Here is a 24,938-nt window from a genome sequence, read left to right as displayed (position 1 = left end):
CGGCGATCGCACCAGCGCCGGACGCCGCCGATGCCGCCGCGGCGGCCCGGGAGGGCGCCCGCGCCGCGCCGCGCGGTGGCGGCAGCGGTGTGGGCGGCAGGCCGTCCAACGGCGGCAGGAGAAGGCTGACCATGTCCAGGTCCGGCGCCGCGGCCTCGGTGCCGGGCGGGTCGCCGTCCCGCCCGGTGACCCGAGCGTGGTCCCGGGGCGCTGGCCTCTGCCGTCCACCCGACCGTCCAGCCGTTGCGGACCGGCCCGCGGACGGGGCCTGGGCGCCGTCCCGCGAGGTGCCGTCCGCACCGGCGTCGGCGCGGGCGGCGCCGGGACGGGAGGCGCCTGCTCGGGCGGCGCTGTGGCGCCCGCCGCCGGCCCGCGCCTCTGAGTCGCGGGCCCGGCCCGGTCGCGGCCGGTCCTCGGCGGGCGGCTCGGCGGCGGGGCGTGGATGCGTGGCGGGGCGTGGGGGCGGCGCGTCGGCCCGCGGGGCCGGTACCGGCTCGGACCGGGCCAGGGCACCGCTCGTGTCCCGCTGCCCGCGCTCCCGGCCGGCGCGGCCCGAGCGCGGGCGCGCCCCGGCGAGCAGCGCCAGGAGCTCGGAGGTGTCCGGCAGCGAGGCGCCGTCGGCCTGGCGGACGCGGGCGAGAGCCCGGCGCACCGCGGGACTGGTCGCCGCGTCCTGGCCGGGCCGCTCCGCGCGCCGCCAGCCACCGCGCGCCGCCGGCTCGACCGATCCGGCCGGCCGGCCGGTGGCCGCGAGATCGACGATCCCGGCCCAGGCGACGATGTCCGCGGCGGGACCGTCCCAACCGCCCGCCGCCGGCCCGTAGCCGTACCCGGGCACATAGCCTGCCGCGCCCGACGCCTCGCGTCCGGCGGCGGCCGTCACCAGTAGCGGGCGCAGCGCGGCGGCGAGGCCCAGGTCGACCAGACGGGGACCGACGACGCTCAGCACGATGTCGGTGGGCGTCAGGTCACCAAGCGCCCCGACCGTCCGGTGGGCGGCCTCGATGGTCGTCAGCAGGGTGCGGGCGAGCCGGTCCACCTCGTCGACCGACAGCGGGCCGCGCTCGGTGAGCTCGCGCGCCAGGGTCGGGCCTCCGACGAACTCGCTGACGACGTAGGGGCGGTCCGCCTCCGGCGCGGCATCGAGAACGCCACAGGTGTGCGGGCCGGCGAGCGCGCGGGCGCGGTCGACGGCGGCGGCGAAGCGGGCCCGCATGTCGGCCCGCAGCGAGTCTCCCGGGTGCAGCGATCGCACCGCGACCTGCGCGCCACCGGGTGCCCGGCCCAGATGGACGACACCGGTGATGCCCGCGTCGATGCGGCCGAGCAGCTGGTACGGCCCGAGTGACGCCGGCTCGCCGGTGGCGAGCGGCGCGACGTGGCGCGGTAGTCGAACGGTCATGGTGGCAGCCCCGGATGCGACTCGCGGATCGCCGGCGGCGACCGGCTTCTCCGACGGTAGCTACTCAACTCGTGTCCGTGAAGGCCGCTACGCACCCTTCTTCGGATGCATCCGGGACGACGCCGACGACGCCGCCGCGGGATGGGCCGCCTCGATGCCGTCCAGCAGCCACCCCAGCGCCCGCTCGAAGCGCGGCGCCCGCAGCATGCAGCCGTTCGTCCACACGTTGCGCAGCCGCGGCAGCTCCTCGGAGCTCGCGAGGGCGCCGAAGTCGGGCCGCGGCTGGCGCCCCGCGCTCACGGCGACGTTGCCCGCCGTCAGCGGCTCGGCGACCAGCACCTCGGCGGGCACGGGCGCGTCGATGGCCGCCAGCGGCCTGGCCGGCTCGCGCTCGGCGGGGGCCGGGTATGCCACGAAGCTGAGCTCGCGCAAAGTGCAGCCGACCACGAGATCACCCACGGAGTGGATGATGCGCAGTTGCTCGTCCGGGTCGTCCGTGATCCGCGAGGCGATGGTGAGGTACTGCTCGATGTGGCGAAGCTTGTTCGGCCCGCGGGCGGGACGCGCCACCACCTGCAGCGCCCATGGATGACGCTGGTAGGACTCCCGGGTGCGCTGGGCGATCTCGGTCAGGGCGGTACGCCAGTCAGCCGGGATCTCGTCGAGCAGGTGCTCGCCCATGAACTCGTCCCACACCAGGTTGAGCAGCTCGTCCTTGTCGCGGACGTGGTAGTAGAGCGTCATCGTCCCGACGCCGAGGCTCGAGGCGAGCCGGCGCATCGACACGGCGGCGAGACCGTCGGCGTCCGCGATGGCGATGGCGGCCCGGGCGAGCAGATCCGGACTCAGCTTCGGCCGGCAGGCGGGCGTGTCGTGTGTGGGATGACCCTCGGTCGACCCCGCGGCTGGTCTCACCGGCGCCGTCCTCACCTCGTCACCTCCCGAAGCACATCCCATCAAAGCACGTCACGGCTCGAGCACGACTCAAACCCAAAGAGCCGTCCCGCCCGAGGCCCATCGCGGGCCGAACGGGATTCACCCGCGCCTTTGCCGTTCGTACATCGTACGCGTAGGGTGGGCCCCGTCGTCGTACGGCGTACGACGACGGCACGGAGGAGGGGTCGCTAGATGTCGCAACGGAATGGCTCGGGCTCGGGCCCGGTCGAGGTCTCACAGGTAAGGGCAGGTTCGGCGGCGCCGGGGGCGCCGGGGGCGCCGGGGGCGCCGGGTGTGACGGTCGGCGGGGCGCCGCGGGCCGGCTGGGCGGTCCTGGCGGTGTGCTGCCTGGCCCAGTTCATGGTGGTGCTCGACATCTCGATCGTGAACGTCGCGCTGCCGGCCATGCAGGACGATCTGCACATGTCCTCCGGCGGGCTCCAGTGGGTGATCAACGCCTACACCCTGGCCTTCGCCGGGCTGCTCCTGTTCGGCGGGCGGGCGGCGGATCTCTTCGGCCGCCGGCGGGTGTTCATCCTCGGCCTCGGCCTGTTCACGCTGGCGAGCCTCGTCGGCGGTCTGGCGCAGAACGAGGGTCAGATCATCGCCGCGCGGGCGGTGCAGGGCCTCGGTGGGGCGGTGCTCGCCCCCGCGACGCTGAGCCTGCTGATGACCTCGTTCACTGAAGGGCGGGAGAGGACCAGGGCGTTCGGTGCCTGGGGCGCCACGGCGGCCAGTGGCGGTGCGTTCGGAACGGTGCTGGGCGGCGTTCTCACCGACGTCGCCGACTGGCGCTGGGTGCTGTTCGTCAACGTGCCGATCGGTGTGGTGCTGGTCGCCGCGGCGCGGGCCGTGCTGACGGAGTCGCGCGGCCAGGTCAGCCGCCTGCGGGACCTCGACGTCCCGGGCACGCTGACGGTCACCGGCGGCCTGGTGCTGCTGGTCTACGCGATCGTCCGCACGGAGACGGACTCGTGGACGTCGGCGACCACGCTGGGGATGCTCGCCGCGGCGGTCGTGCTGCTGGGCGTCTTCGTCGCGATCGAGGCGACCAGCGCCAGCCCGCTCGTTCCGCTTGGGATCTTCCGGTATCCGGGGATCGCGGTGGCGAACCTGATCGCGGCCTTCCTCGGCGCCGGCATGTTCGCCGTGTTCTTCTTCCTCACGCTGTATCTGCAGCGGGTCCACGACTTCAGTCCGCTGCGTGCCGGGCTGTCGATGCTGCCGATGCCCATCATGATCATCATTGCCTCGCAGCTGGTCACGCGGATCATCGGTCGGATCGGGCCACGCCCGATCATCGGTGCCGGGGCCGCGCTGGGTTCCGGCGGCCTGTTCTGGCTGTCCGCCATCACCGTGGACGGCACGTACTGGGGGGAGGTGTTCGGTCCCGCGGTCCTGATGGGATTCGGAATGGGCTGCACGATGGTCGCGATGGTCTCGGCCGCGACCTCCGGCGTGCCCATGCGCATGGCCGGGCTCGCCTCCGGGCTCGTCAACACCGGCCGTCAGATCGGTGCGGCCGTCGGCCTGGCCGCGGTCACCACCCTCGCCACCCACCGCACGGAGGACAGGTCGCGCGCCGGTGTCCCACACCTCGAGGCTCTGACCTCCGGCTACTCCTTCGGCCTGTTCGTCGCGGCCTGCGTGCTGGTGCTAGGAGTGCCGGCGGCGCTGCTGCTGCCTCGGCGCCGTCCCGCGGCGGCTGCCGTCGAGGTGCCTGTCCCGGCCGTCCCCGCTGACGACGCCACGGTGGTGGTGGCGGCGGTAGCCGACCCGGGCGAGGCGGACGGCGAGTCGTCCGAGCTGAAGCAGGGCGTTCAGGTCGCCCAGGCGGTTCCCGCCGCCGAGGGCTGACCCTTCCAGGACGGGGCCGCGCCACCCCGGCGCCGTCCCCGTTGCCCGGCCCTGAGCCGGTCCTGCGGACGCTCGCATGAACCGGTCGGGGCCCGGTGGACCCGCCAGGGAACACCGGCCCCGACCGGACGCGTGCGAGGCGTCAGGAGCGGGTGCCCCGGAGCAGCCCGATGATCTCGGCCTCTGCCCGCAGCGTTCCATCCGGGGCGAACACCTCGATACGGGAGCCGGTGCGCCCATGCCCCACGTGCACGGTGTGGACCCGGTACAGATGCCAGTCCCGCACGTCCAGATCGTTAAAGAAGGTCACGGTCTGGGACAGCACCATGGCCGCGATCCCGGCCCGCGGCGCGCGCGGCGCCTCCGCCAGGCCCTGCGCGACCACGATGTCCGCCAGCGGGAACAGTTCGCAGGAATGGGCGATGAGAGCCCGCCACAGCGTGGGATCCGAGCCGGCTCCGCTGATCCGGGACCAGTGGTCCCGCACGTTTTCCTCGACCGGCGGCAGGGCACGGGACTCCCACGGCATCATCGGGCGGTCGTCGTCCGGCTCGCCGGCGTCCGGGCCCGGTGGCATCGTGATCGCCGGCGAGACCCGCAGGAAGTCCGGCGCCGGCGCGCGCAGCATCATGGTCGCCCGTGACAGCTGCTGCGCACCCTGCCGGAAGGTCAGGGCCAGCGCGTCGACCGAACCGCCGCTCGCCAGCCGTTCCACGTCGATCCAGACCGGCTGCATGCAGTCACCGGGGCGCGCGAAGATCGTGTGCAGTGAGTGCACCACCTTGCCCGGCGTCAGCCGCTCCGCGAGCATCACCTGCTGACCGAGCTGCTGCGAGCCCCAGACACCGCCATGCGCGCTCGCCAGCGTCCGCGCTGGCACCGGCGGGACGTCACCACGCAGATCGAGTACGGACAGCAGGTCGCTCAGGGTGAAATAGCCCGGTGTGGCGGCGTTGATCGGCAGTGTCGCATCGATCGCCTCGACCGGCTGTACACCCACACCGCACCCCTTTCATCGACGGTCGGCGACCTCGGCGCCGCCGGCGTGGAGCCTCGTGGGCCAATATCGACCCGTTCGGCATGGTGGGAGGGGCTCAGTGGCGTACGCCACGTCCCCGTGCGGTCTCGCCCGTCAGCAAAACATCCCAAAGCGCTGCAAGTCCGTCGCATTCGAGGTTGTATACGGACTCGGGTACGGCTCGGGATACAGAGTTCATCGCTGTGTTACGTGCCACGTGGTGCGCTGAAACGACCTCCCCCGACCCTCGTCTCCAGGCACGACGGGGAAGGCAGCGGCCGCCCCGCACCTGTGGACCTGGGATGGCGACAGCTGGCATGAGCGAACCCGCAGAGACTCCGACCCCGACCGTCGACCAGACCTCGATCGCGCCCCTGACCGTGAGCGCCCGGCCGTACGACTTCACCTTCGATCCCGCGACCACCGCGCTCGTGCTCATCGACATGCAGCGCGACTTCCTCGAGCCGGGCGGCTTCGGAGAGAGCCTCGGCAACGACGTCAGTCAGCTGCGCGGCACGATCGAACCCCTGCGGGCCGTGCTCGCCGCGGCCCGTGCCGTCGGCCTCACCGTCATCCACACCCGCGAGGGACACCTGCCCGATCTGTCCGACCTGCCTCCGGCGAAGCTGCACCGCGGCAACGCCACCCTGCGCATCGGCGACGTCGGCCCGAAGGGCCGCATCCTCATCCGCGGCGAGTACGGCCAGGACATCATCGACGAGCTCGCCCCGATCGACGGCGAGTCCGTCATCGACAAGCCCGGCAAGGGCGCCTTCCACGCCACCGCCTTCGGTGACATGCTCACCGCCCGCGGCATCACCAGCCTGATCGTCACCGGGGTGACGACCGAGGTCTGCGTGCACACGACCGTCCGCGAGGCCAACGACCGCGGCTACGAGTGCCTGGTGCTGTCCGACTGCGTCGGCTCGTACTTCCCCGAGTTCCAGCGGGTGGCGCTGGAGATGGTCGCCGCCCAGGGCGGGATCTTCGGCTGGGTCGCGCCGTCGGCGGACCTGCTCGCCGCGCTGCCCCTGCCCGCCGGCCCGCCCCTGTCCGCCGGTCTGCCCGTCCCCGCCGTCACGGCTTCCTGAGAGAGCACGGTCCCATCATGATCAGAATCGGGAACCGGCCGGCGCCCGCGGTGTCCGGCGCGCCCGCCCTGCCCTACTGGACGAAGGGCGACACCAACGCCTTCTTCGGCCTGGGCATCAACGTCCTCGTCAACGTCATCGTCCTGACATCGCTGTGCCTGTTCGTCGTCAACATCCCCAAGGACGACGTGTTCGGCGCGATCCTGCCCGCGCTCGGCATCGCGATGCTCATCGGCAACCTGTTCTACGCCTACCTGGGCCGGCGGCTCGCGGTGAAGGAGGGCCGCGACGACGTCACGGCGATGCCGTACGGGCCGAGCGTCCCGCACATGTTCATCGTCGTCTTCGTCATCATGCTGCCGATCTACCTGAAGACGAAGAACCCGGTCGAGGCATGGCAGGCGGGTCTGGCCTGGGCGTTCATCATCGGCATCATCGTCGTCATCGGTGCGTTCGTGGGGCCGACGATCCGCCGGTACGCACCGCGGGCGGCCATGCTCGGCACGCTGGCCGGCATCTCGATCGCGTTCATCTCGATGCGTCCGGCGGCGCAGATGTGGGACGCCGCCTGGATCGCGCTGCCGGTCTTCGGGCTGCTGCTCATCGGCCTGCTCACGGACCTGAAGCTGCCGTACAACCTGCCGATCGGCGCGGTGGCGCTGGCGGTGGGCACCGCGATCGGCTGGATCGGCGGCTTCATGGACACTCCGGCCGTCTCCGAGGCGGCCAAGGACATCGCGCTGTCGCTGCCCACGTTCCACTTCGACCGGCTGTTCGACGGCCTGTCCGACATCTCGCCGCTGCTGGCCACCGCGATCCCACTCGGCGTCTACAACTTCACCGAGGGCATGACCAACGTGGAGAGCGCCGCGTCCGCGGGGGACAGCTTCAACCTGCGCCCGATCCTGCTCGCGGACGGCTTCGGCGCGATCATCGGCTCGATGCTCGGCTCGCCGTTCCCGCCCGCCGTCTACATCGGGCACCCCGGCTGGAAGGCCGCCGGCGGGCGCACCGGCTACTCGCTCGCGACCGGCGTGGTGATCGCACTGCTGTGCTTCTGCGGCCTGTTCGGGCTGCTCAACGCGGTGCTGCCGCTGCCGGCGATCGTGCCGATCCTGCTCTACATCGGCCTGCTCATCGGTGCCCAGGCATTCCAGGTCTCGCCGAAGGCGCACGGCGCGGCGGTGGTGGCGGCGATCATCCCGAACATCGCCTCCTGGGCGGCCAGCCAGATCGACAACACGGTGACCACCGCGGTCGGCGTCGCGTCGAAGCTGAACCCGGCGGTCAACCTCACCGTCACCGACGCGGATCTCGAGGGCAACAGCGTGCTGCTGCACGGCCTGCACACCCTCGGCGACGGCGCGGTGCTCGCCGGCCTGGTGCTCGGCTCGATCGTCGCGTTCATCATCGACAAACGGTTCATCTCCGCGACGATCGCGTCGGCGGCCGGGGCGGCGCTGTCCTTCATCGGCCTGATCCACGCCGAGAAGGTCGAGTGGAACGCCGGCGGCGGGCAGGTCGCCCTCGGCTACCTGTTCCTGGCGGTGCTGTGCGGAATCTGGGCGCTGACCCGGCCGGCCCCGCGCGTCCCCGACGCCGAGGAGATCGCCCTGGAACGCGAGCACGGCATCCCCAGCCAGGCCCGGCCGACCGAGGACGCCGCACCCGCGCCGGACCCGGCGCCGGCGCCGGCGCCGGCGAAGGACCGTACGGCCTCGGCCGAGGAGGCCGCGCCCACGGAGGACACGGTGCCGGCCGCGGCGGGAACGGCACCCGCCACCCCGGCGACGACCGGCTGAACCGCTGCGACGACCGGCTGAACCGCTGCGACGACCGGCTGAACCTGTGTGACGAGTAGGGCGGACTCCCGCCCTACTCGTCGCGGGCGTGCTTCTCGTGGTTGAAGTCGAATCGGTCGCGCTCACGGCCGTCGCGCTCGTCGCCGTCCTGCCCGCTGGTGCCGTGCTGTTCCGGGGTGCGCACCTGGCCCAGCGTGGTCGACCCGACGTGCGTCGACACCCCGCCGTCGCGGATCTTCAGCGGCACGACGGCGAGCCGCCCGGCCGGCAGGTAGGCGCCACCCGGCGGGGCGTCCCAGCTGTGCAGCCCGAGCCACCAGCGGTTGCGGGCGTCGGCGAAGGCGTGCGCGCCGCCGGGACCCGAGCCGATCTTCCCGCCGGTCAGCAGCGGCTTGTCCGCCGCCGTGCACGGCCCCAGCGGGCTCGCGCACTCCGCCGCGGCCACCACCTGGCGGTCGTTCAGCTCCGGCGCGGCGGAGTACACCAGGTGGTAGTGCCCGTCCTTGGAGATCATCGACGGGCTGGCGACCCGCTTCTGCTGCCAGTCCAGGCTCGGGCGCAGCAGGACGGCCGGGTCGCCGGTGAGCACCAGCCCGTCCGGGCGCAGCCGCTGCGCCCACAGTGTCGGGGCCGCGCCCGCGGTCTGCCCGGGGCTGCTCCAGGCCAGGTAGGGCCGCCCGGCCTCGTCGAGGAACGGGCTCGGATCGATGCTGCCGCCCTCCGCCGGCTGGCAGACGAACGGGGCGAGCGAGGTGTCGACGAACGGCTCGTCGAGGTGCTTCGAGGTCGCCGCGGAGACGCAGCGCACGCCCAGGCCACGCACCTGCGCCGTGTAGTAGAGGACGTATGAGCCGTCGAACACGCCGATCGCCGCCGGCCCCAGCCCGCCGCCGGAATCCGCCCAGGCCGGCGGCGCCGTCAGGCCGCCGGAGGCGACGCTCCACGAGCGCCGGTCCCGGCTCGTCAGCAGACGGATCGTGTCGGGCGCGCGCGGGTCCACGCCGACCACGTAGGTCGTCCGGTCGCGGGTCAGCAGCGACGGCGCCGGGAAGTCGAGGTTCGGCACGATCACGGCCCGGGACGACGTGGCCGAGCCCGCCTTCGACGCGTACAGGCCGACCAGCACGAGGACGATGATGACCACGGCCGGCTGGCGCCGCGCGTAGTCGATCAGCCCGTGGGTGAGCCCCTTCTCGCCCATGCCGCCACCATTCTCATTGTGAGCATCTGATGGCGGAGTGTATTCATGCTGTTGCGTCCGGCGTGGTTGACAGTCCGCGCAGCAGGGCGGCGCTGCGGCTGTTCAGCCCGACCAGACTGACGTCCGCGCCGCGTTCGCGGTACTTCGTACGGACATCGTCGAGCGCGGCGACGGCGGCCGAGTCGAGGACGTCGGCGTCGGAGAGGTCGATGACCACCCGGGTCGGGTCGCGGGCGTAGTCGAACGCGTTGACCAGCTCGTTCGTGGAGGCGAAGAACAGCGTGCCCTGGACCGCGTAGATCCGCTCGCCCCCCTCCGGGTCGAGCACGCTGGTCACCATCGCGAGGTGGGCGACGCGGCGGGTGAACAGCAGGGCGGCGAGGACCACGCCGACGAGCACCCCGTAGGCGAGGTTGTGCGTCGGCACCACGACGGCGACCGTGGCGACCATCACGAGCGTCTCCCCGCGAGGCATCCGACGCAGCGTCGACGGCGCCACGCTGCGCCACTCGAAGGTCATCACCGCGACCAGCATCATCACCGCGGCCAGCGCCGACATCGGGATGTGCTGCACGATCCCGCGCAGCGGCACCACCAGCATGAGCAGGAAGCCACCGGCCGCGAACGTGGACAGCCGACCGCGCCCACCCGAGTTGACGTTGACCATCGTCTGGCCGATCATCGCGCAGCCGCCCATGCCGCCGAAGAACCCGTTGACGACGTTGGCGACGCCGAGCCCCCAGGACTCGCGGTTCGGGTCGTGGGTGGACTCGGTCATCCGGTCGACGATCTGGGCGGTGAGCAGGGTCTCCAGCAGTCCGACCGCGGTCAGGGCCAGCACGTACGGTGCGATGATCCGCAGCGTCTCCCAGGCCATCGGCACGTCGGGCAGGCCCGGGCGGGGCAGCGACGACGGCAGCCGGCCCTCGTCCCCGACCGTCGGCACCGAGATGTGAAAGCAGACCGTGACCAGGGTGAGGATGCCCACCGCGACCAGGGGCGCCGGGACGGCCCGGGTGAGCCGCGGCAGCGTGAGCAGGATGGCCAGCCCACCCGCGACCAGCACATAGACCACCCACGAATGCCCCACGACGTGCGGTATCTGGGCGGTGAAGATCAGGATCGCCAGCGCGTTGACGAAGCCGATCATCACGGTGCGCGGGATGAAGCGCATCAGCCTCGCCACCCCGAGCATGCCCAGCGCGAACATCAGCAGGCCCACCATGATCGTCGTCGCGAGCAGGTAGTTCAGTCCGTGCTCCCGGACCAGGGGCGCCGCGACCAGTGCCATCGATCCGGCCGCCGCCGAGATCATCGCCGGCCGGCCCCCGGTGAAGGCGATCACCACCGAGATCGTGAACGACGCGAACAGGCCGACCCGTGGGTCGACCCCGGCCACCACGGAGAACGAGATCGTCTCCGGGATCAGGGCGAGCGCCGTCACCAGGCCGGCGAGCAGTTCGATCCGGACATAGCGGACGCCGGGCCGGCGCCGGGCGAGTGCCGCGACGCGCTGACGGCCCCCGGCGGTCGGGTGCCGGCGGTCGGCCGCGGTGGCGGCCGCGCGGTCGGAAACCTCAGTCATAGGGCAGCAGACCTCGGGAGATCGGTAAGTGGCGGTGACGAGACGAACCGGTCCACCCGGGCGAGACGGGCCGGACCACCCTGGTCAGGCGCGTGGCGCACCGAGTCGGACGAGATCGTTCTGCATCTGGTCGATCTCGATGGACTGGTTGAGCACCATCGCCCGGGCAAGGCTGCGGGTGCGGTCCTGTTCGCCGTGCCTGGCCGCGTACTGCGCCATCGCCAGCCCACCGCGGTGATGATGGATCATCAGCGTGAGAAACTGCACGTCGAGGTCGCGACCGCTCGACGACGCGAGGCGCCGCAACTCGGCCGGGGTGGCCATACCGGGCATCCGGGCGGTGTCGTCCGGGTCCGCGGTCGTCCCCATGCCGGGCATGTCGTGCATGTCATGGCCGCCGGTCGCGCCGCCGTCCGTCATGCCGGCGGCGTCCGTGCCGCCCATCCAGCGCATCGGCGGGCCGCTGACCGTCTGGGTGCGGCCCCAGCCGGACAGCCACGCCGACATCACGCCGATCTCGCGCTGCTGGGTGAGCGCGATGTCCTGCGCGACGCTGCGACTCGTCGGGTCGCTCCCGCGGTCGAACTCGATCATCGCCATCTGGACGGCCTGGGCATGGTGCTCGGACATGTCCCGGGCGAAACCGACGTCGACGGAGCCCTCACCGGGCGAGCCGTCGAACACCGAACCGAGCGCGGCGCCGACGGCCAGCACAGCGGCCACCAGCACGAGGGCCACCGGCGTCCACCACAGGGCTGACCGCCGCCCCCGCCTGGGCCTGGGTTCGTCCGCGGGCGCCTGGTCTGCGGGGGCGGGCAGGTCGACCCCGGCGCGCGAGTCTGTGTCGCTCATCGTCCGTCAAGTCTGACGTAGGTGTCGAGATGACGCGCGCCGCCCCACCGACGAGCGCCCCTATACGTGAATATGCGAGTTGAAGACGAAGGTACGCTTGCCGACCTGGACGCGGGTGCCCGGCACCAACGGTGCCGGCTGGTGCGGGCTGAGTGGCGTCCACACGGTGGCCTCCGGCGGGGCGATGTAGGTGCCGTTCGCCGACCCCTGGTCGGTGATCACCGCGTCCCAGCCGGTCAGGGTGATGATGGCGTGCACCCGGGAGACGGCGCTCTCCCCGTCCTCCACCGGCAGCGCCCGGGCCTTGCCGGCGCGCACCGCGTCGTCCCGGTCCGGCTGGCGGCCGATGACCAGATCCATGTCGACGTTCATCGTCTGCCCGTCATCGAAGACGAGCACGCCGACCGGCGGGCGCGGGCCCCACACCGTGCGGGCGGTCTGCTGCGCCAGCGACAGGCCGCACTCGGCGCAGTACGGCGCCTGCGGGTGGTTGAAGTGGCCGTTGGCGCACAGCACGCCCTCGACCTGGGGCTCGGAGTTGCCCGGCAGCATCGTCGGCGCCTCGTCGTCCTCGATGAGGTCGGAGACGGTGAACGTCTGCCCGGGAAGCTGGGTCAGCGCGTCGTGCTCGTCGTCGGTGAGATCGTCGCCGAGGCCGTCGGTCATCGGCTCGCCGTGGCCGCCGTGGTCGCCGAACTGGCCGAGGTGGCCGTTCGGCCCCGACTCGACGCTTGCCCGTCCGAGCGGCTCTCGTCCGAGCGGCTCTCGTCCGAGTGGCTCTCGTCCGAGCGGCTCTCGTCCGAGCGGCTCCCGCCCGGCGAGCTCGGTCGGCGGGTCCTCGTCGTCGAGTTCGTCGAGGTCGGCGGCCTGGGTCGGCTCGGCCGCCGCTCGTCGCCGGTGCGCCTCCTCCTCCTCGCTGAGCAGCGGGGCCAGCGGCGGCGGCGTCGGTGCCGCGATCGGCTCGCCACCGGTCCTCGGCTCGCGCGCCGCGTCGAAGCCGGCGAGCAGCCGCTCGGCGGAGGCCTTCACCGCCGGCACCGCCAACGCCTCGCCGAGGATCAGGCTCACGCCGATCCCGGGCACGGCGCCGATGCGCAGGTCGAGCGGGAAGCCGAGATCCCCGAGGCTACCCGGGAAGCCGCCGGCCGTGACGATCCCCGTCGGCCCGACGTCCAGCCGGCTGATCTCCGTCGGCAGCAGCCGGTCGACCCAGGTGGCCGAGTCGACGCCGGAAAGAGTCAGCCCGGTGGTGCCGCTGGCCACGACGTCCATCGCGCCGTGCACCAGGGCGGCGATCCGGTCGTTGACGGTCGTCAGCAGGCTGAAGTCGGGTACCTGGTCGGGGTCCGCGTCGGCGAGGACGCCTGCGACCCGGCGGACCAGGCGACGGCCCATGGTCGACGCGGTCGCCCCCGCCTCAGCGGCCACCTCGGCGCACAGCCCGAGCAGCCGGCCGGTGATCTCGGCCGTCTCGGGACGGCCCGCGCGGGCGACGATCAGCGCGCCGGGCAGCCGCACGACCACGCCAGCGCGGTCGGCGCGCCCGGACTCATCGGTGCGCCCGGACTCGACGACCACCCGGAATTGGTCCAGACCCGCCATGCCTCGCCTCTCGTCCCCTGTCGTCCCCGGTCGGCCCGCGCCGTTCGCGGCCATGATCGCGGCCGCGGGCGGGGCTGGTGGAAGTCGTTCCGTGCTCAGGACCTATCCTGCCGTGCCCGTCGCCCGGCCGGTACCGCCTTGGCCGTCACCACAGCCGACCGCCGTGGAATCGCCACCGCGGCACGGCCACCCGCAGCGGCCCGTTCGCGCACAGCCAGACGCCCAGCCAGACCACGGCGAAGTGCATCGCGAACGCCGACGATGCCACCCCGCCCGCGCCCGGCACGAGCCCACCGCGCGCCGCGAGCCACGTGAGCAGGCCCTCGTTCACCCCCGTGACCAGGCCGAATCCCGTTGGCCAGTCCTTCTCCCAGCGGAACTGCTGGAGCCCGTGGTAGATGAGCTCCCAGCCGACCCCGAGCACGGCGACCGCCACCAGCACCCCGAACGCGCCGCCGTAGTCGGCCCCCGCGCCCGGCAGCACCGGCACGACCAGCACCGTCAGCACGACGCCGACGGTGGCGAGCAGGAACAGCCGCGTCTGCACACGACCGCCCAACGTCGGTACCACGGATGTCCCTCCCCTCCGCCCCTCTGTCCCGCGTATCCCTCTGTCCCACGTGTCCCTCTGCCGCTTGGACCGGCCGCTCAGACCGGCTGGTTGCGCATCCACCGGACCCACTGCGTCACCGAGCGGCGGCTGTCGAGGCGCTGCCCGAAACCGACCGACGCCAGGTCGTCGGCGATCTCCTGCGCGGCGATCTGCAGGCCGAGGAAGGTGTCGACGCCCGGGAAGTAGCCGCCGAGCGTCGCCGCGCCGGACGCGTAGAGCCGTCCCGGGTCGCTGCGGGTGCCGCGCACCTCGAATGTGCGCTCCACGTCGAGCCGGCCGAGCGGGTTGTGGCCGGCGCCGGAGTGGTCGAGCAGGTCGGCCAGCACCCGGTGCTCGCGAATGTCGGCGATCAGCCCGGTCGCGTCGATCACGTAGGCGGCCGGCACCTCCAGCATGCCGTCGGCGGTGCGCATCCGGGTGACGACCGTGCCGTCCGGACCCGGTTCCAGGGTGTGCACCTCGCCGACGTGCGTGGTGTACCAGCCCTCGCGGCGACCGCGGGCCAGCTGCTCCTGCCAGACCCGGCGGCGCGGCGTGTTCGTGCCGCCGATGGCGTCGTAGAGGGCCCTGCGCTCGGCGCCCTCCAGCTCGCGCATCCGCGCCTTGAGCTGCCCGCCCCAGACCGACTTCGGGTAGTTGAAACCCTGGTAGGCCCAGCCGTCGCCGCCACGGCGGCGCATGAACACGCTCGGCCCGTGCGCGCCACGTACGTAGGTGCGGAACAGGTGGACGATGTGGGTGCGCGCGCCCTGCCGGTCCCGGTCGTTGATCAGCCGGTTCAGGATGCGGGACGCGACGATCCCGGCGCCGCGGACGACGACGGTCGCCGGATGGCGGACAAGTTCGTCGTAGACGTGCTCGTGCGGCTCGTAGGCGTTGACGACCCGGCGCACGTCGCCGTGGCGGGCCCGGTACTCCTGCAGGTCGGGCAGGAAACGCAGCCCCGGGTAGCCGACGGCGAGGTGCACGAACCGGCTGCGGTAGGCGATCCGCCTGGTGGCCGGTGCCAACTCGGCGGGGGCAGCCGTCCTCCTCGGGGCGCTCCCCAGCCGCAGGGTGGGCATCGATTCCGAGCCGTCCGCCGGCGGGGTGAGGATCGTCAGGTAGCCACCGCCGGCGCGCCGGCGCACCATCCGGACCTGGCCGCGGACCAGCATCGACGGCCAGTCGATGCGCGCCGCCTCTCGGGCCATGCTCGCGAACACCGTGCCGACCCGCGGGGTGTAGTAGTCGGACAGCACCGGCTCGGTCAGCACCTGCCACAGCGGCCGGGTGAACCCGCGCAGGGTCGAGGCGGTGAACGCCTCGCGCACCGCGTATGACGGGAAGCCCCAGATGTTGTCCGGGGTGGACGCCGAGTCCGACCGGATCCGCTCATGCTCGGGGATCTGCGAGACCCGGGTCAGGTACTGGTAGGTCTGCCACGGCTGGTCGATCGTGGACAGTACCCTGATGGCCGACGCCGGCAGCCCGGCGATGCGCAGCTGGTCGACGAGGACGAACGAGCCGATCCCACCGCCGACGGTGACCAGCTCCACGTCCCGGATCGGGATGCCGGCGGCCGCGACCATCGCGTCCGTCCACACCGGGGCAGCGAGCAACGCGGGGGTCAGGTCACCACCCACGGCCGTCCCTCCGCCCACCTCGATCCGCGTACGGACCCGCGGACGGATCGTCGCTCCCGGCCTGGCCGTCCTGCTGCCACGATAGGGCCACACCCACCGCGAGGGATGTCCAGGTTCCGACACCCGTGCCCACCTGCCCCCACATAAACGATCTACAACTTAGGATGGTACAAGCGACAACTTCGAGGCTAAGTTGTCGCTCAAGTTGTAGATCAAAGTTTGGGTTGTGGGTGGCGATGGCGATGGCGAACCTTCAGGCCGAGGTGGACGACGCGGTCGTTCGGCTCCGTCAGGCTGGGACCGACCTGCAGTCCATCGAGGTCAAAGCCGCGGCGGGTGGCCTGCCGAAGTCCATCGCGGACACGCTGTCCGCCTTCGCGAACGCCCGGGGAGGGTTGGTGATCCTCGGCCTCGATGAGGCCAGGGGATTCCAGCCGGTGGGGATCGACGCGGCGAAGCTGGCGAGCGACCTCGCCGCGGCATGCGTGGACCAGCTGGAACCGGCCGTCCGGTCGGACATCGACATCGTGTCGGTCGATGGTCAGTCGGTCGTCGCCGCCCGCATCGATGAGATGGCGGTCGATCGCAAGCCGTGCCATGTGCGCGCCCGCGGCCTGGAGCGTGGCTCCTACCTGCGGACCCACGACGGCGACCGGCCACTTTCGACGTACGAGGTGCACATCCTCGTGTCGTCACGCGGGCAACCGCGCGATGACATGGTTCCCGTCCTGGAGGCGTCCCCGGCGGACCTCGACGCCGATCTGGTCACCTCGCTGGTGCGCCGGCTGCGCGCGACACGGGGTCCCTTGTTCTCGGGCTCCTCGGACGACGAGGTGCTGAGGCTGCTGCGGGTGCTCATCGACACGGAGGACGGGCCGAAACCGAGCTTGGCGGGGCTTCTGGCCCTGGGCCGTTATCCCCAGCGCTATTATCCACAGCTCGATGTCACGTTTGTCGCGTATCCCACAATCACGGGCGAGCCGATCCAGGGCGGCACCCGCTTTCTGGACAACCAGTCGATAGACGGGGCGATACCGATCATGGTTTCCATGGCGCTGGCCGCGGTGCGGCGGAACATGAAGCGGCGCGCCATCATCGTCGGTATCGGCCGGCTGGACCAGTGGGAGTACCCGGAGGAGGCGATCCGGGAAGCAGTGGCGAATGCCCTGATGCACCGCGACTACCATCCGCTGGCCCAGGGGACGCAGATCCGGGTCGAGCTGTATCCCGACCGGCTGGTGGTGACCAGCCCGGGTGGGCTGCACGGCCCGGTGAGCAGGGAGGACCTGCTGGCCGAGCCTGCCTCGTCGTCTCGCAACGCGCTGCTGGCCAAGCTTCTCGAGGACGTGGAGGTCCCCGGAACCGGACGGACGGTCTGTGAGAACCGGGGCACCGGCCTGCCGGCGATGGCCGCGGCGCTTCGCTCCGCGGGGATGGAACCGCCCGCGCTGATCGACACCGTCCGCGAGTTCCGTGTCGTCTTCCACAGCCACAGCCTGCTGGACGACGATTCCGTTGCCTGGCTGTCCACCGTCGACACCGCGGGGCTCGCCGACCGTCAGCGGTTCGGCCTCGCCTTCCTGTACCGCAACACGACAATTACCAATCAGCAGTACCGCGGACTCACCGGGTGCGACGCCGGAACCGCGTCCAGGGACCTCACGGGGATGGCCGCGGCCGGCCTGGTGACAAAGAATGGAGATCGCCGATGGACGCAGTGGCGTCTCGCTGAAGGTCTCATTCCAGATCGCCGTGTCTCCGACCATGGGGCAGAGTCTCGACGCGGCCAGGCGGCTCTCTGGCCGACGTCGTCGTCGGCTGGCGCGGCCGTCGCGAGACCCGCGGGACGGCGAGACCGGTCCGCGGACATCCGTGTGCTGCTCGCGGGCGGCCCCCGTGACACGAACGAGATCGCGAACGCGCTGGGGATGACTCCGCAGGGGGCGCTGCGCTGGCTGCACCGCATGGCCGAGGTCGTTCGGATCGAACCGGGCCCTGGACAGCGACGACTCCGGTGGACGTTGCGCGACTGAGGGGACCGCTGTCCGTGCTCTGATCAACGGCTTGTGCGGGGGCCGTTCGTGGAGGATCGAGCTCTCCTGGCTCCCGAGCCGGGGCGAGGTTGGCGTGACGGCGGTCGAGAGCAGGCGGTCATCCGCGGATGGAGGATCCTCATGGTAGATGAAAGCAGCGTGCTATTCGCCGTCGGATTTTCCCCGTTGCTGGGGATGGTCGCGCTGGTTTTCTACGCCGAGGTGGTGCGAGGGCGTTCGTTCTTCGGTAATAACAGGAGATCGATCTCGCTCGCGCGGGCATTTCTGTTTACGGGCGCCGCGATCAGTCAGGTGACCTTCGTCTCGGAGCGAGACAGCCTGCTGCACGTGATTCCCCTGGCGGCGGGGGCGACGTTCGTCGTCGCGGCGCTCGCCATCTGGGTCTGGCAAGGCTGGAGCGGAGATCTCGGCGGGTGATGTCGCGGCCGGCATTGGGGCAGAGAAAGTGAACTGGCAGTTATAGGAGGATGGGACGGCGCCGCGGGGAGGGTACGGGCAGGTGTGGACGCTGAACATGGGAAAGGATCGGTGGCGAGGTGGGGACGAAGACGAAGCTGGTTGGGCGGGCCTGGTACTGGTTTGCGTACGGTGCGTTTGGGCTGGTGGTTGGTGCTGTGATGCTGAGGGCCGGAATACGGGAGCCGGCAGACCCATGGGGGTGGGGCTTCGGGGTGCTCTGGCTCGCGCTTTCTCCTGTGAGCTTCGTGCGGGGAGCGCGGCTGCTGTGGGAGCGGCGACGCTCTCGGGAGGAGTCGTCGTCGTGAGCGTTGACAGCAGCCGCTCGAAGGTCTCCTCGGGTCAGGTCAGGGCGCGGTCGAGGTGGATGGCGGCGCTGATGAGGGCGAGGTGGGTGAAGGCCTGGGGGAAGTTGCCCAGGGCCTCGCCGGAGGGGCCGATCTCCTCGGCGTAGAGGCCGACGTGGTTGGCGTAGGTGAGCATCTTCTCGAAGACCATCCGGGCTTCGCTGACCCGGCCGGCGCGGGTCAGCGCCTCGACATACCAGAACGAGCACAGGTTGAACGTGCCCTCGTCGCCCGTCAGGCCGTCCGAACCGTCCGCGGCGTAGCGGCGGACCAGGCTGTCGCTGACCAGGTCCTCGCCGACACGGTCGAGCGTCGACAGGAACCGGGGGTCGGTGGGGCCGGAGAACTTCACCAGCGGCATGCACAGCAGCGAGGCGTCGAGCCGCTCTGAGCCCGGGTACTCCATGTAGGCGCCGCGCTGGGGGTTCCACGACTCGTTCTGGACGAACCGGTAGGCCTGGCCGGCGAGGTCCTTCCAGTCGTTCGTGGGCCCGGGCAGGCCGCGCTGGCGCGAGATGCGGCAGGCACGCTCGAACGCCACCCAGGTCATCAGCGCCGAGTAGGTGAAGCGCTGGCGGCCGCCGCGGGTCTCCCAGATGCCCTCGTCGGGGGAGTCCCAGTGCTTGGACAGCCAGTCGAGCTGGCGGCCGAGCGCCTCCCAGAGCTGGAACGAGATCGGGACCTGCTTGTTGTACAGGTACACCGAGTCCATCAGCTCGCCGTAGATGTCGAGCTGGAGCTGCTCGGCGGCGGCGTTGCCGATCCGGACCGGCTTCGAGCCGCGGTAGCCGGCCAGATGGTCGAGGACCATCTCGTCGAGGTGGGGGTTGCCGTCGACGCTGTACAGCACATACAGGCCGGATTCCGTCGGCGCCTCGTGGCAGCGGTGCTCCAGCCAGTCCATGAAGGCGGCCGACTCGTCGGTGAAGCCGAGCGCCATCAGCGCGTAGGTGGTGAAGGCCGCGTCGCGGATCCAGGTGTAGCGGTAGTCCCAGTTGCGCACGCCGCCGAGTTCCTCCGGCAGCGACGTCGTCGGCGCGGCCACCAGCGCGCCCGTGGGGCGGTAGACGAGCAGCTTGAGGACCAGGGCGCTGCGCACCACCATCTCGCGCCAGCGGCCGTGGTAGCGGCCACGGCGGATCCACGACTGCCAGTAGTTGACGGTGCGGGTGAACAGCGCGTCGGCCTCGCCGGTGACCAGCGGGCGGATCGTCGCGTTCCACTCGAGGACGATGTCGGCCGTCTCGCCGTTGGCCAGGTCGAACTCGGCGTACACGGCGGTGCCCTCGACGCGCAGCGGCAGCGACGTGCGCAGCACCAGGGTGCCCGTCACCGACTCGAAGACAGCGCCCGAACCGGGGATGAGCGTCACCGTATGGGCGGTGCGGCCGTAGTCGAAGCGGGGGTCGCAGCGCAGCCGGAACGACGCCGTCCCGCGCACGGCCCGCGCCTGGCGGACGACGACGTGCGGCGTCTCGGTGACGTCGCTGTCCATCGGGACCATGAAGTCGACGACCTCGCCGACCGCGCGCGGGGCCAGGAAGCGGGTCATCAGCACGTTCGAGTCGGGCAGGTAGAGCTGCTTGGCGTGGGAGTCGGGGCAGTGGATGCGGAACGAGCCACCGCGCTCGGCGTCGAGCAGGCTCGCGAAGACCGACGGCGCGTCGAAGCGCTGCGGGCAGTACCAGTCGATCGTGCCGTCCGTGGCGACCAGGGCCACGGTGCGCAGGTCGCCGATGACCGCGTGCTCCTCGATGGGCGGGTAGTCGGTGTCGGGCATTCGTGGGCTCCGCGGGGCGTGATCGGGCCGAGGGTCCGGCCTTCGGTTTCCGCCGGCGCCTGGTCGGAGAGGACGCCACCGCGCCATCAGGCGACCCAGCCGGGGGCCGCCCGCGTCCTCCCGGCCGCCGCCGGTCGCCACCCGAGTCGAGGGGCGACCACGAGACGGTAACCCGCCGTGGGGCACTCCGCCCACGCCTGGCGGCAACCGGCCGGATCGGTCGGATCCACAGTGTGAACACCGGATGTCAGGGGCGGGTCGGGCGGCCTCACACCCGCTCCCCGGAGGTGGTGCGACCCCGGCTCCCGTTACGGTCCGGGGGCGCTGGCACGCCCGGACTGGTTAGCGATCCCACACCGGTGGGGGTCTGGCCGTTCGGGTGGTGGGACACCCCACCTACGATCACGCTATGGCCGCCCACCCATCGACCGCCGAGGACGGTCACGCCGCACTGGTGATGTTCGCTCGGGGAGACCGGGTCTTCCCGATCGACGACCTGGGCGGCGGGATCTGGTCGCGGCGCGGAACCGTGCTGGCCGTGCACCCCGCCGGACGGCGTGAGCCGACCGGGCAGACGGGGCCCGTGCGGGTAGAGTCCGCCCGAATTCCACTGCCGGTCACCGCGCGGGCGACCGTGCTCTGGGACGACGGCAGCGCCGAGGTGCTGGCCGAGGACCAGCTGTGCCTCGTGTATGACCAGGAGGCTCCCGTCGGCGTGCGGGTCGTCACGCTGCCGATGGACGAGCCGGTCGACGTGGTCCAGCACGGCGGGCACGTCGTGCTGGTGCTGCGGGACGGACTGCTCCCGCCCGTCGTGCTCGAGACGCTGCGGGACAAGCTGCGTCGCGTTCGCGCCGCGCTGACGCCGGCACGGCCGGATCAGGCCACGGCGGCCGAGCTTCGCCGCCGGGACCTGGATCTGCTTCGCGCGCTGATCGCCCAGCTCACGGGCGGCTGAGGCGGATGACTGCCGCGCGATCAGCCCGCCGCGCCGCTCAGGAGGTCGAGTACGGCCCGGGGCGCACGCCGGGGCCGTAGGCGTTGCCGTTCATGCCGGCCCGCGGCTGCTCGGTCATCGCCTGGCTGACCTTGGACGCGATCGCCTCGGTGAGCCGGATCGCCTGCGTCAGCGACAGGTTCAGCACGATCTCGCTGTCATCGGTCATCGCGAAGCGTACCGACACATCCGCCATGGTCGTTCCTCCCAGACTCGGTCCGCCCGACACCCGGTTGTGGGGGACCGACCCACCATCCCCGATCGTGGTCTCCGGCCAGACGCGGCCCCCCTCGTCGGGCGCGACAGCCGAGCTGCTAGGGGCGTACGTCATGAACTCCGGGTCATCGGTCAACTTCATGCGTCCCCGTTTCGGTGTCGTCAACCGGGCGGAAATGCCCATTGGTGATGATGGCATCGCAACGGGTGTTTATTGCTTGACGCTCAGCAGATTCGGTGAGGAAGATCACACCGGGACCACGGAGGGGTGCCCCGACCGGGCGATCAGATCCAGCCGGGGAACCACATCCGCGCCCGCCAGGAGGAGTAGGGGATCACCTGCGCGGCGAGCACCGGGTAGAAGTACGCGAACAGCAGCACCACGATGATCGTGTAGATGCCGACGGACAGGGCGCCGGCCAGCCGGCGGGTGTCGGACGCGTCCCGCGGGCCGAGCGCGAGGCCCGCCAGCCCCGTGATCCCGAGGATCAGGAACGGCAGGCTCGGCAGCGCGTAGAAGAAGAACATCGTGCGGGCCGGGAACAGCAGCCACGGCAGGAACGCCGAGCCGAAGCCCACCAGCACCAGCGCCGCCCGCCAGTCCCGTCGGGCGACCCACCAGGCCAGCGTCCCGACCAGGCTCGCCGTCCCGACCCACCACACCGCCGGATTGCCCAGCGCGATCACCTCCCGGGAGCAGCCGGACGGATCGTGGCAGCCGGACGTCCCGTAGGCGGGCGAGGAGTAGTAGTACGCGACCGGTCGGGCCATCACCAGCCAGCTCATCGGGTGGGAGGCGAAGTCGTGCCCCTGGTGCAGGCCCTCGTGGAACTTCAGCACCGCCATCTGGTACGACCACCAGCCGCGCCACGCGGCGACGAAGCCGTTGCCATACAGGTGCCGGTCGTAGCCGCCGTCGGTGACGAACCAGCCCGTCCAGGTGGCGAGGAACACGACAATCGGTACGGCGACGAACATCGCCAGCCACGGCGCGGCGTCCCGGCGCAGCGCGCCGAGCACCGGCCGGCGGGCCCCGGCGGTGCGCCGCGCGCCGATGTCCCAGGCGATCGCGAGCGCCGCGAACCCGATGATCGTGTACAGCGCGCTCCACTTGACGCCCACCGACAGGCCCAGTGCCACCCCGCAGGCCAGCCGCCACGGGCGGAACCCGAGCCGGGGGCCGAACATGTCGCGGCGCGGATCGTCACCGGGTTTCGTCCCCTCAAGGCGATCGGCGAGGCGCGCGCGGCCGAAGTCGCGGTCGAGCAGCAGGCAGGCCAGGGCGACGACGACCCCGGTCATCAGGAAGATGTCCAGGATGCCGATGCGGCTCTGGACGAACTCCAGCCCGTCCATGGCCAGCAGCAGACCGGCGAAGCAGCCGAGCACCGTGGAGCGGAACATCCGCCGGGCGGCGCGGGCGAGCACGAGCACCGCCAGCGTCCCGAACAGCGCCGAGGAGAACCGCCAGCCCAGCTCCGGACTGCCGTGCGGCACGCCGGCGCAGTTCGTGTACCCGAACAGGCCCTCGGACGCCGCCATCAGCCACTTGCCGAACGGTGGATGGACGACGTAGCCGGGCCCCGAACAGGTGCTCGAATTGATCTCGTAGCCGGCGGTGAGCAGGCCCCAGGCGTCCTTGGTGTAATAGACCTCGTCGAAGTACACGCCGCGGGGCTCGGTGAGGTGCCAGAAGCGCAGCACGCCCGCGAGCACCGCCACCGAGACCGTCGCCAGCCAGCCCATGAGCGCAGAGCCCGGCATCGGTGGGCACAATCGGTCGCGCAGGCTCTCGGCGGATGGCCGCCGCCGGTCGCGCGGCCCCCCGGCCGCGACTGCGGCCGGCTGGTCCTCGCGTCCGCTCGCACTCCAGGGCACGTGGGCCGTCGTCGCCGTCACACGGATCAGGGTAGGTCCTGACTCCTGCCACACTGGTCAGGTGTCCGGGACCCTGGTGCTGTGCGGTGCTCCGATCGGTGATGTGCGCGATGCGAGCCCCCGCCTCGCCGAGGTTCTCGCGACCGCCGACGTCATCGCCGCCGAGGACACCCGCCGGGTCCTGCGGCTCGCGCACGGCCTCGGCGTGACGATCAGCGGTCGGATCATGTCCTGCTACGACGCGGTGGAGGGCGCCCGCGCCGCGCAGCTCACCGACTACCTGCGCCAGGGCGCGACGGTCGCGCTGGTCACCGACGCGGGCATGCCCGCGGTGTCCGACCCGGGCTTCCGGGTCGTCGCCGCGGCCGCCGCCGCCGGAATGACCGTCACGGTGGTCCCCGGGCCGTCGGCGGTGACGGCGGCGCTGGCCGTCAGCGGGCTGCCGAGCGACCGGTGGACGTTCGAGGGCTTCCTGCCCCGCCGCGGCGCGGAGCGCCGGGCCCGGCTGCGGGAGCTGGCCGGCGAGACGCGCACCATGGTCTTCCTGGAATCGCCGCACCGGCTGGCGGCCGGGCTGCGCGACCTGCTCGCCGTGTTCGGCGCGGACCGGGCGGCGGTGCTCTGTCGCGAGCTGACGAAGACGTTCGAGGAGATCGTCCGGGGCGACCTGGCGGCGCTGGGGGCCTGGGCGACGGATGGCCGCGTCATCCGCGGTGAGTTCACCCTGGTCATTGCCGGTGCCGCCCGCCGCCCGCCGGTGACGGTGACCGGACTCGCCGGCGCCGCCGCGGACATCGCGCGGGACACGGGCACAGACGTCGCCGCGCAGGCGGGCGCGGCCACCGTCTCGGCCGCGGCACTGGCCGCCGAGGTGGAGCGGCGCAGCGCCGCCGGGATGTCACGCAACCAGGCGCGGCGGGCGGTGGCCGCCGAGCTCGGCGTCTCGCGCAACGACGTCTACGCCGCGGAACTCGCCGCCCGGCCGCCCGGCCCCGGTCGCCACGCGTGATCACGGCGCCGTCCGCGTAGTCGGGTCGGTCAGCAGGTTCGCTGCAGGAGCAGGGCCTTGCCCAGCGCCGCCCACTCGTAGGCGATCATGTAGGGCCACATCGTGCGTGGCAGCGGCACGCCGATCATCCGGGTCTCGCCGGAATAGCAGCGGGCCAGGCGCAGGTGCGCCCTGGTGCTCTGCGACGTCGCCGTGACCACGATCAGGGAGTTCCAGCCGCGTGCCCGTGCGGCCTCGGCGACCCACCGCGACTCGCCCTGGGTGGTGCGGGGACTGGGGGAGAAGCAGATGACCTCGACCCCGGGGATGTCCGTCGGGCAGGGGTCCTCGGCGGTCGGCTGCGACACGGCCAGGACCGGCGCGTAACCCGCCTGGGCGAGGGCGACGGCGCGCTCGAGCCTGCCGGGGCTGCCGGCGAACATCACGATCGCGTCCGCCCGGGCCGGGCGGTCCTGATGCGGGAGGACGAACAGCCTGGTCGTCGCCACCACGAAGGCGACGGCCAAGGCGGCGGCCACACCGAGGACGACGGCCCGGCGCCGGCCGGGCGTGGTCGCCGCCCCGGTGCCGAGCGGTGCCGTCGTCAAGGACGCCTCCTCCCGCCGCCGGGGCCGACG

Annotated in this window: 20 protein-coding genes; 7 read left to right on the top strand and 13 right to left on the bottom strand. The window is 72.1% G+C overall.

The window, feature by feature from the left end; genetic code table 11:
• Nucleotides 1-1,402, bottom strand: a 1,402-nt coding sequence (locus tag AC6EXY_RS02850) for a hypothetical protein (RefSeq protein ID WP_499842283.1), incomplete at its 3' end; no start/stop codon positions are given.
• Between the two features lie 87 nt (nucleotides 1,403-1,489).
• The gene (locus AC6EXY_RS02845) at nucleotides 1,490-2,317 is read right to left on the bottom strand and encodes a TetR/AcrR family transcriptional regulator (protein WP_243407235.1); all 828 of its coding nucleotides are present in this window, start codon (nucleotides 2,315-2,317) and stop codon (nucleotides 1,490-1,492) included.
• A 315-nt stretch (nucleotides 2,318-2,632) separates the two neighbouring features.
• On the opposite strand from AC6EXY_RS02845, the gene AC6EXY_RS02840 reads away from it, so the two are divergent.
• The gene (locus AC6EXY_RS02840) at nucleotides 2,633-4,195 is read left to right on the top strand and encodes an MFS transporter (protein ID WP_423748039.1); all 1,563 of its coding nucleotides are present in this window, start codon (nucleotides 2,633-2,635) and stop codon (nucleotides 4,193-4,195) included.
• A gap of 142 nt (nucleotides 4,196-4,337) precedes the next feature.
• On the opposite strand, the gene AC6EXY_RS02835 is transcribed toward AC6EXY_RS02840, so the two are convergent.
• Nucleotides 4,338-5,195: an acyl-CoA thioesterase gene (locus tag AC6EXY_RS02835; protein ID WP_101830492.1), complete on the bottom strand. Its 858-nt coding sequence runs from the start codon at nucleotides 5,193-5,195 to the stop codon at nucleotides 4,338-4,340.
• A gap of 335 nt (nucleotides 5,196-5,530) precedes the next feature.
• Between AC6EXY_RS02835 and AC6EXY_RS02830 the strand changes: the two genes are divergently transcribed.
• Both AC6EXY_RS02830 and AC6EXY_RS02825 read left to right on the top strand, forming a co-directional pair.
• Complete coding sequence (locus tag AC6EXY_RS02830) at nucleotides 5,531-6,304, top strand: cysteine hydrolase family protein (RefSeq protein ID WP_101830491.1); 774 nt, start codon at nucleotides 5,531-5,533, stop codon at nucleotides 6,302-6,304.
• Between the two features lie 17 nt (nucleotides 6,305-6,321).
• Nucleotides 6,322-8,106 carry a regulator gene (locus AC6EXY_RS02825; protein ID WP_243407234.1) on the top strand — a complete coding sequence of 595 codons (1,785 nt, stop codon included), beginning with the start codon at nucleotides 6,322-6,324 and terminating at the stop codon, nucleotides 8,104-8,106.
• A 73-nt stretch (nucleotides 8,107-8,179) separates the two neighbouring features.
• On the opposite strand, the gene AC6EXY_RS02820 is transcribed toward AC6EXY_RS02825, so the two are convergent.
• The 6 genes from AC6EXY_RS02820 to AC6EXY_RS02795 form a co-directional block, all read right to left on the bottom strand.
• Nucleotides 8,180-9,307, bottom strand: coding sequence for a family 43 glycosylhydrolase (locus AC6EXY_RS02820; RefSeq protein WP_499818359.1), 1,128 nt, complete (start codon nucleotides 9,305-9,307; stop codon nucleotides 8,180-8,182).
• Between the two features lie 43 nt (nucleotides 9,308-9,350).
• Entirely contained in the window at nucleotides 9,351-10,892 is a 1,542-nt protein-coding gene (locus AC6EXY_RS02815; protein ID WP_101830489.1) for a SulP family inorganic anion transporter, read from the bottom strand.
• A gap of 84 nt (nucleotides 10,893-10,976) precedes the next feature.
• Complete coding sequence (locus tag AC6EXY_RS02810) at nucleotides 10,977-11,744, bottom strand: DUF305 domain-containing protein (RefSeq protein WP_101830488.1); 768 nt, start codon at nucleotides 11,742-11,744, stop codon at nucleotides 10,977-10,979.
• Nucleotides 11,745-11,804: 60 nt separating this feature from the next.
• Nucleotides 11,805-13,346: an FHA domain-containing protein gene (locus AC6EXY_RS02805; protein ID WP_499818360.1), complete on the bottom strand. Its 1,542-nt coding sequence runs from the start codon at nucleotides 13,344-13,346 to the stop codon at nucleotides 11,805-11,807.
• A gap of 145 nt (nucleotides 13,347-13,491) precedes the next feature.
• The gene (locus tag AC6EXY_RS02800; protein WP_101830486.1) at nucleotides 13,492-13,917 is read right to left on the bottom strand and encodes a hypothetical protein; all 426 of its coding nucleotides are present in this window, start codon (nucleotides 13,915-13,917) and stop codon (nucleotides 13,492-13,494) included.
• 77 nt (nucleotides 13,918-13,994) lie between these two features.
• Nucleotides 13,995-15,584 carry an FAD/NAD(P)-binding protein gene (locus AC6EXY_RS02795; RefSeq protein ID WP_243407233.1) on the bottom strand — a complete coding sequence of 530 codons (1,590 nt, stop codon included), beginning with the start codon at nucleotides 15,582-15,584 and terminating at the stop codon, nucleotides 13,995-13,997.
• A gap of 164 nt (nucleotides 15,585-15,748) precedes the next feature.
• Between AC6EXY_RS02795 and AC6EXY_RS02790 the strand changes: the two genes are divergently transcribed.
• Together AC6EXY_RS02790 and AC6EXY_RS02785 are read left to right on the top strand one after the other, a co-directional pair.
• On the top strand, nucleotides 15,749-17,617 hold the full coding sequence (locus tag AC6EXY_RS02790) for an ATP-binding protein (protein WP_101830485.1): 1,869 nt from the start codon (nucleotides 15,749-15,751) through the stop codon (nucleotides 17,615-17,617).
• Between the two features lie 141 nt (nucleotides 17,618-17,758).
• A complete protein-coding gene (locus AC6EXY_RS02785) occupies nucleotides 17,759-18,055 on the top strand; it encodes a hypothetical protein (RefSeq protein WP_499818361.1) in 297 nt (98 codons plus the stop codon).
• Between the two features lie 381 nt (nucleotides 18,056-18,436).
• On the opposite strand, the gene AC6EXY_RS02780 is transcribed toward AC6EXY_RS02785, so the two are convergent.
• Complete coding sequence (locus AC6EXY_RS02780) at nucleotides 18,437-20,221, bottom strand: glycoside hydrolase family 15 protein (protein ID WP_101831665.1); 1,785 nt, start codon at nucleotides 20,219-20,221, stop codon at nucleotides 18,437-18,439.
• Nucleotides 20,222-20,630: 409 nt separating this feature from the next.
• Here AC6EXY_RS02780 and AC6EXY_RS02775 point away from each other — a divergent pair, with 409 nt between their 5' ends.
• Nucleotides 20,631-21,179, top strand: a complete 549-nt coding sequence (locus AC6EXY_RS02775; RefSeq protein ID WP_101831664.1) for a hypothetical protein — start codon at nucleotides 20,631-20,633, stop codon at nucleotides 21,177-21,179.
• 37 nt (nucleotides 21,180-21,216) lie between these two features.
• Here AC6EXY_RS02775 and AC6EXY_RS02770 read toward each other — a convergent pair whose 3' ends face one another.
• Both AC6EXY_RS02770 and AC6EXY_RS02765 read right to left on the bottom strand, forming a co-directional pair.
• Entirely contained in the window at nucleotides 21,217-21,414 is a 198-nt protein-coding gene (locus AC6EXY_RS02770) for a hypothetical protein (protein ID WP_006541195.1), read from the bottom strand.
• A 305-nt stretch (nucleotides 21,415-21,719) separates the two neighbouring features.
• A complete protein-coding gene (locus AC6EXY_RS02765) occupies nucleotides 21,720-23,333 on the bottom strand; it encodes a dolichyl-phosphate-mannose--protein mannosyltransferase (protein ID WP_499818362.1) in 1,614 nt (537 codons plus the stop codon).
• Between the two features lie 40 nt (nucleotides 23,334-23,373).
• Here AC6EXY_RS02765 and rsmI point away from each other — a divergent pair, with 40 nt between their 5' ends.
• Complete coding sequence (gene rsmI, locus AC6EXY_RS02760; RefSeq protein ID WP_499818363.1) at nucleotides 23,374-24,321, top strand: 16S rRNA (cytidine(1402)-2'-O)-methyltransferase; 948 nt, start codon at nucleotides 23,374-23,376, stop codon at nucleotides 24,319-24,321.
• A gap of 29 nt (nucleotides 24,322-24,350) precedes the next feature.
• On the opposite strand, the gene AC6EXY_RS02755 is transcribed toward rsmI, so the two are convergent.
• Nucleotides 24,351-24,908 carry a YdcF family protein gene (locus tag AC6EXY_RS02755; RefSeq protein ID WP_499818364.1) on the bottom strand — a complete coding sequence of 186 codons (558 nt, stop codon included), beginning with the start codon at nucleotides 24,906-24,908 and terminating at the stop codon, nucleotides 24,351-24,353.
• Between the last annotated feature and the right edge of the window lie 30 nt (nucleotides 24,909-24,938).

The organism is Frankia sp. RB5 (assembly GCF_059816245.1).
This window is presented reverse-complemented; position numbering and strand designations above follow the sequence as displayed.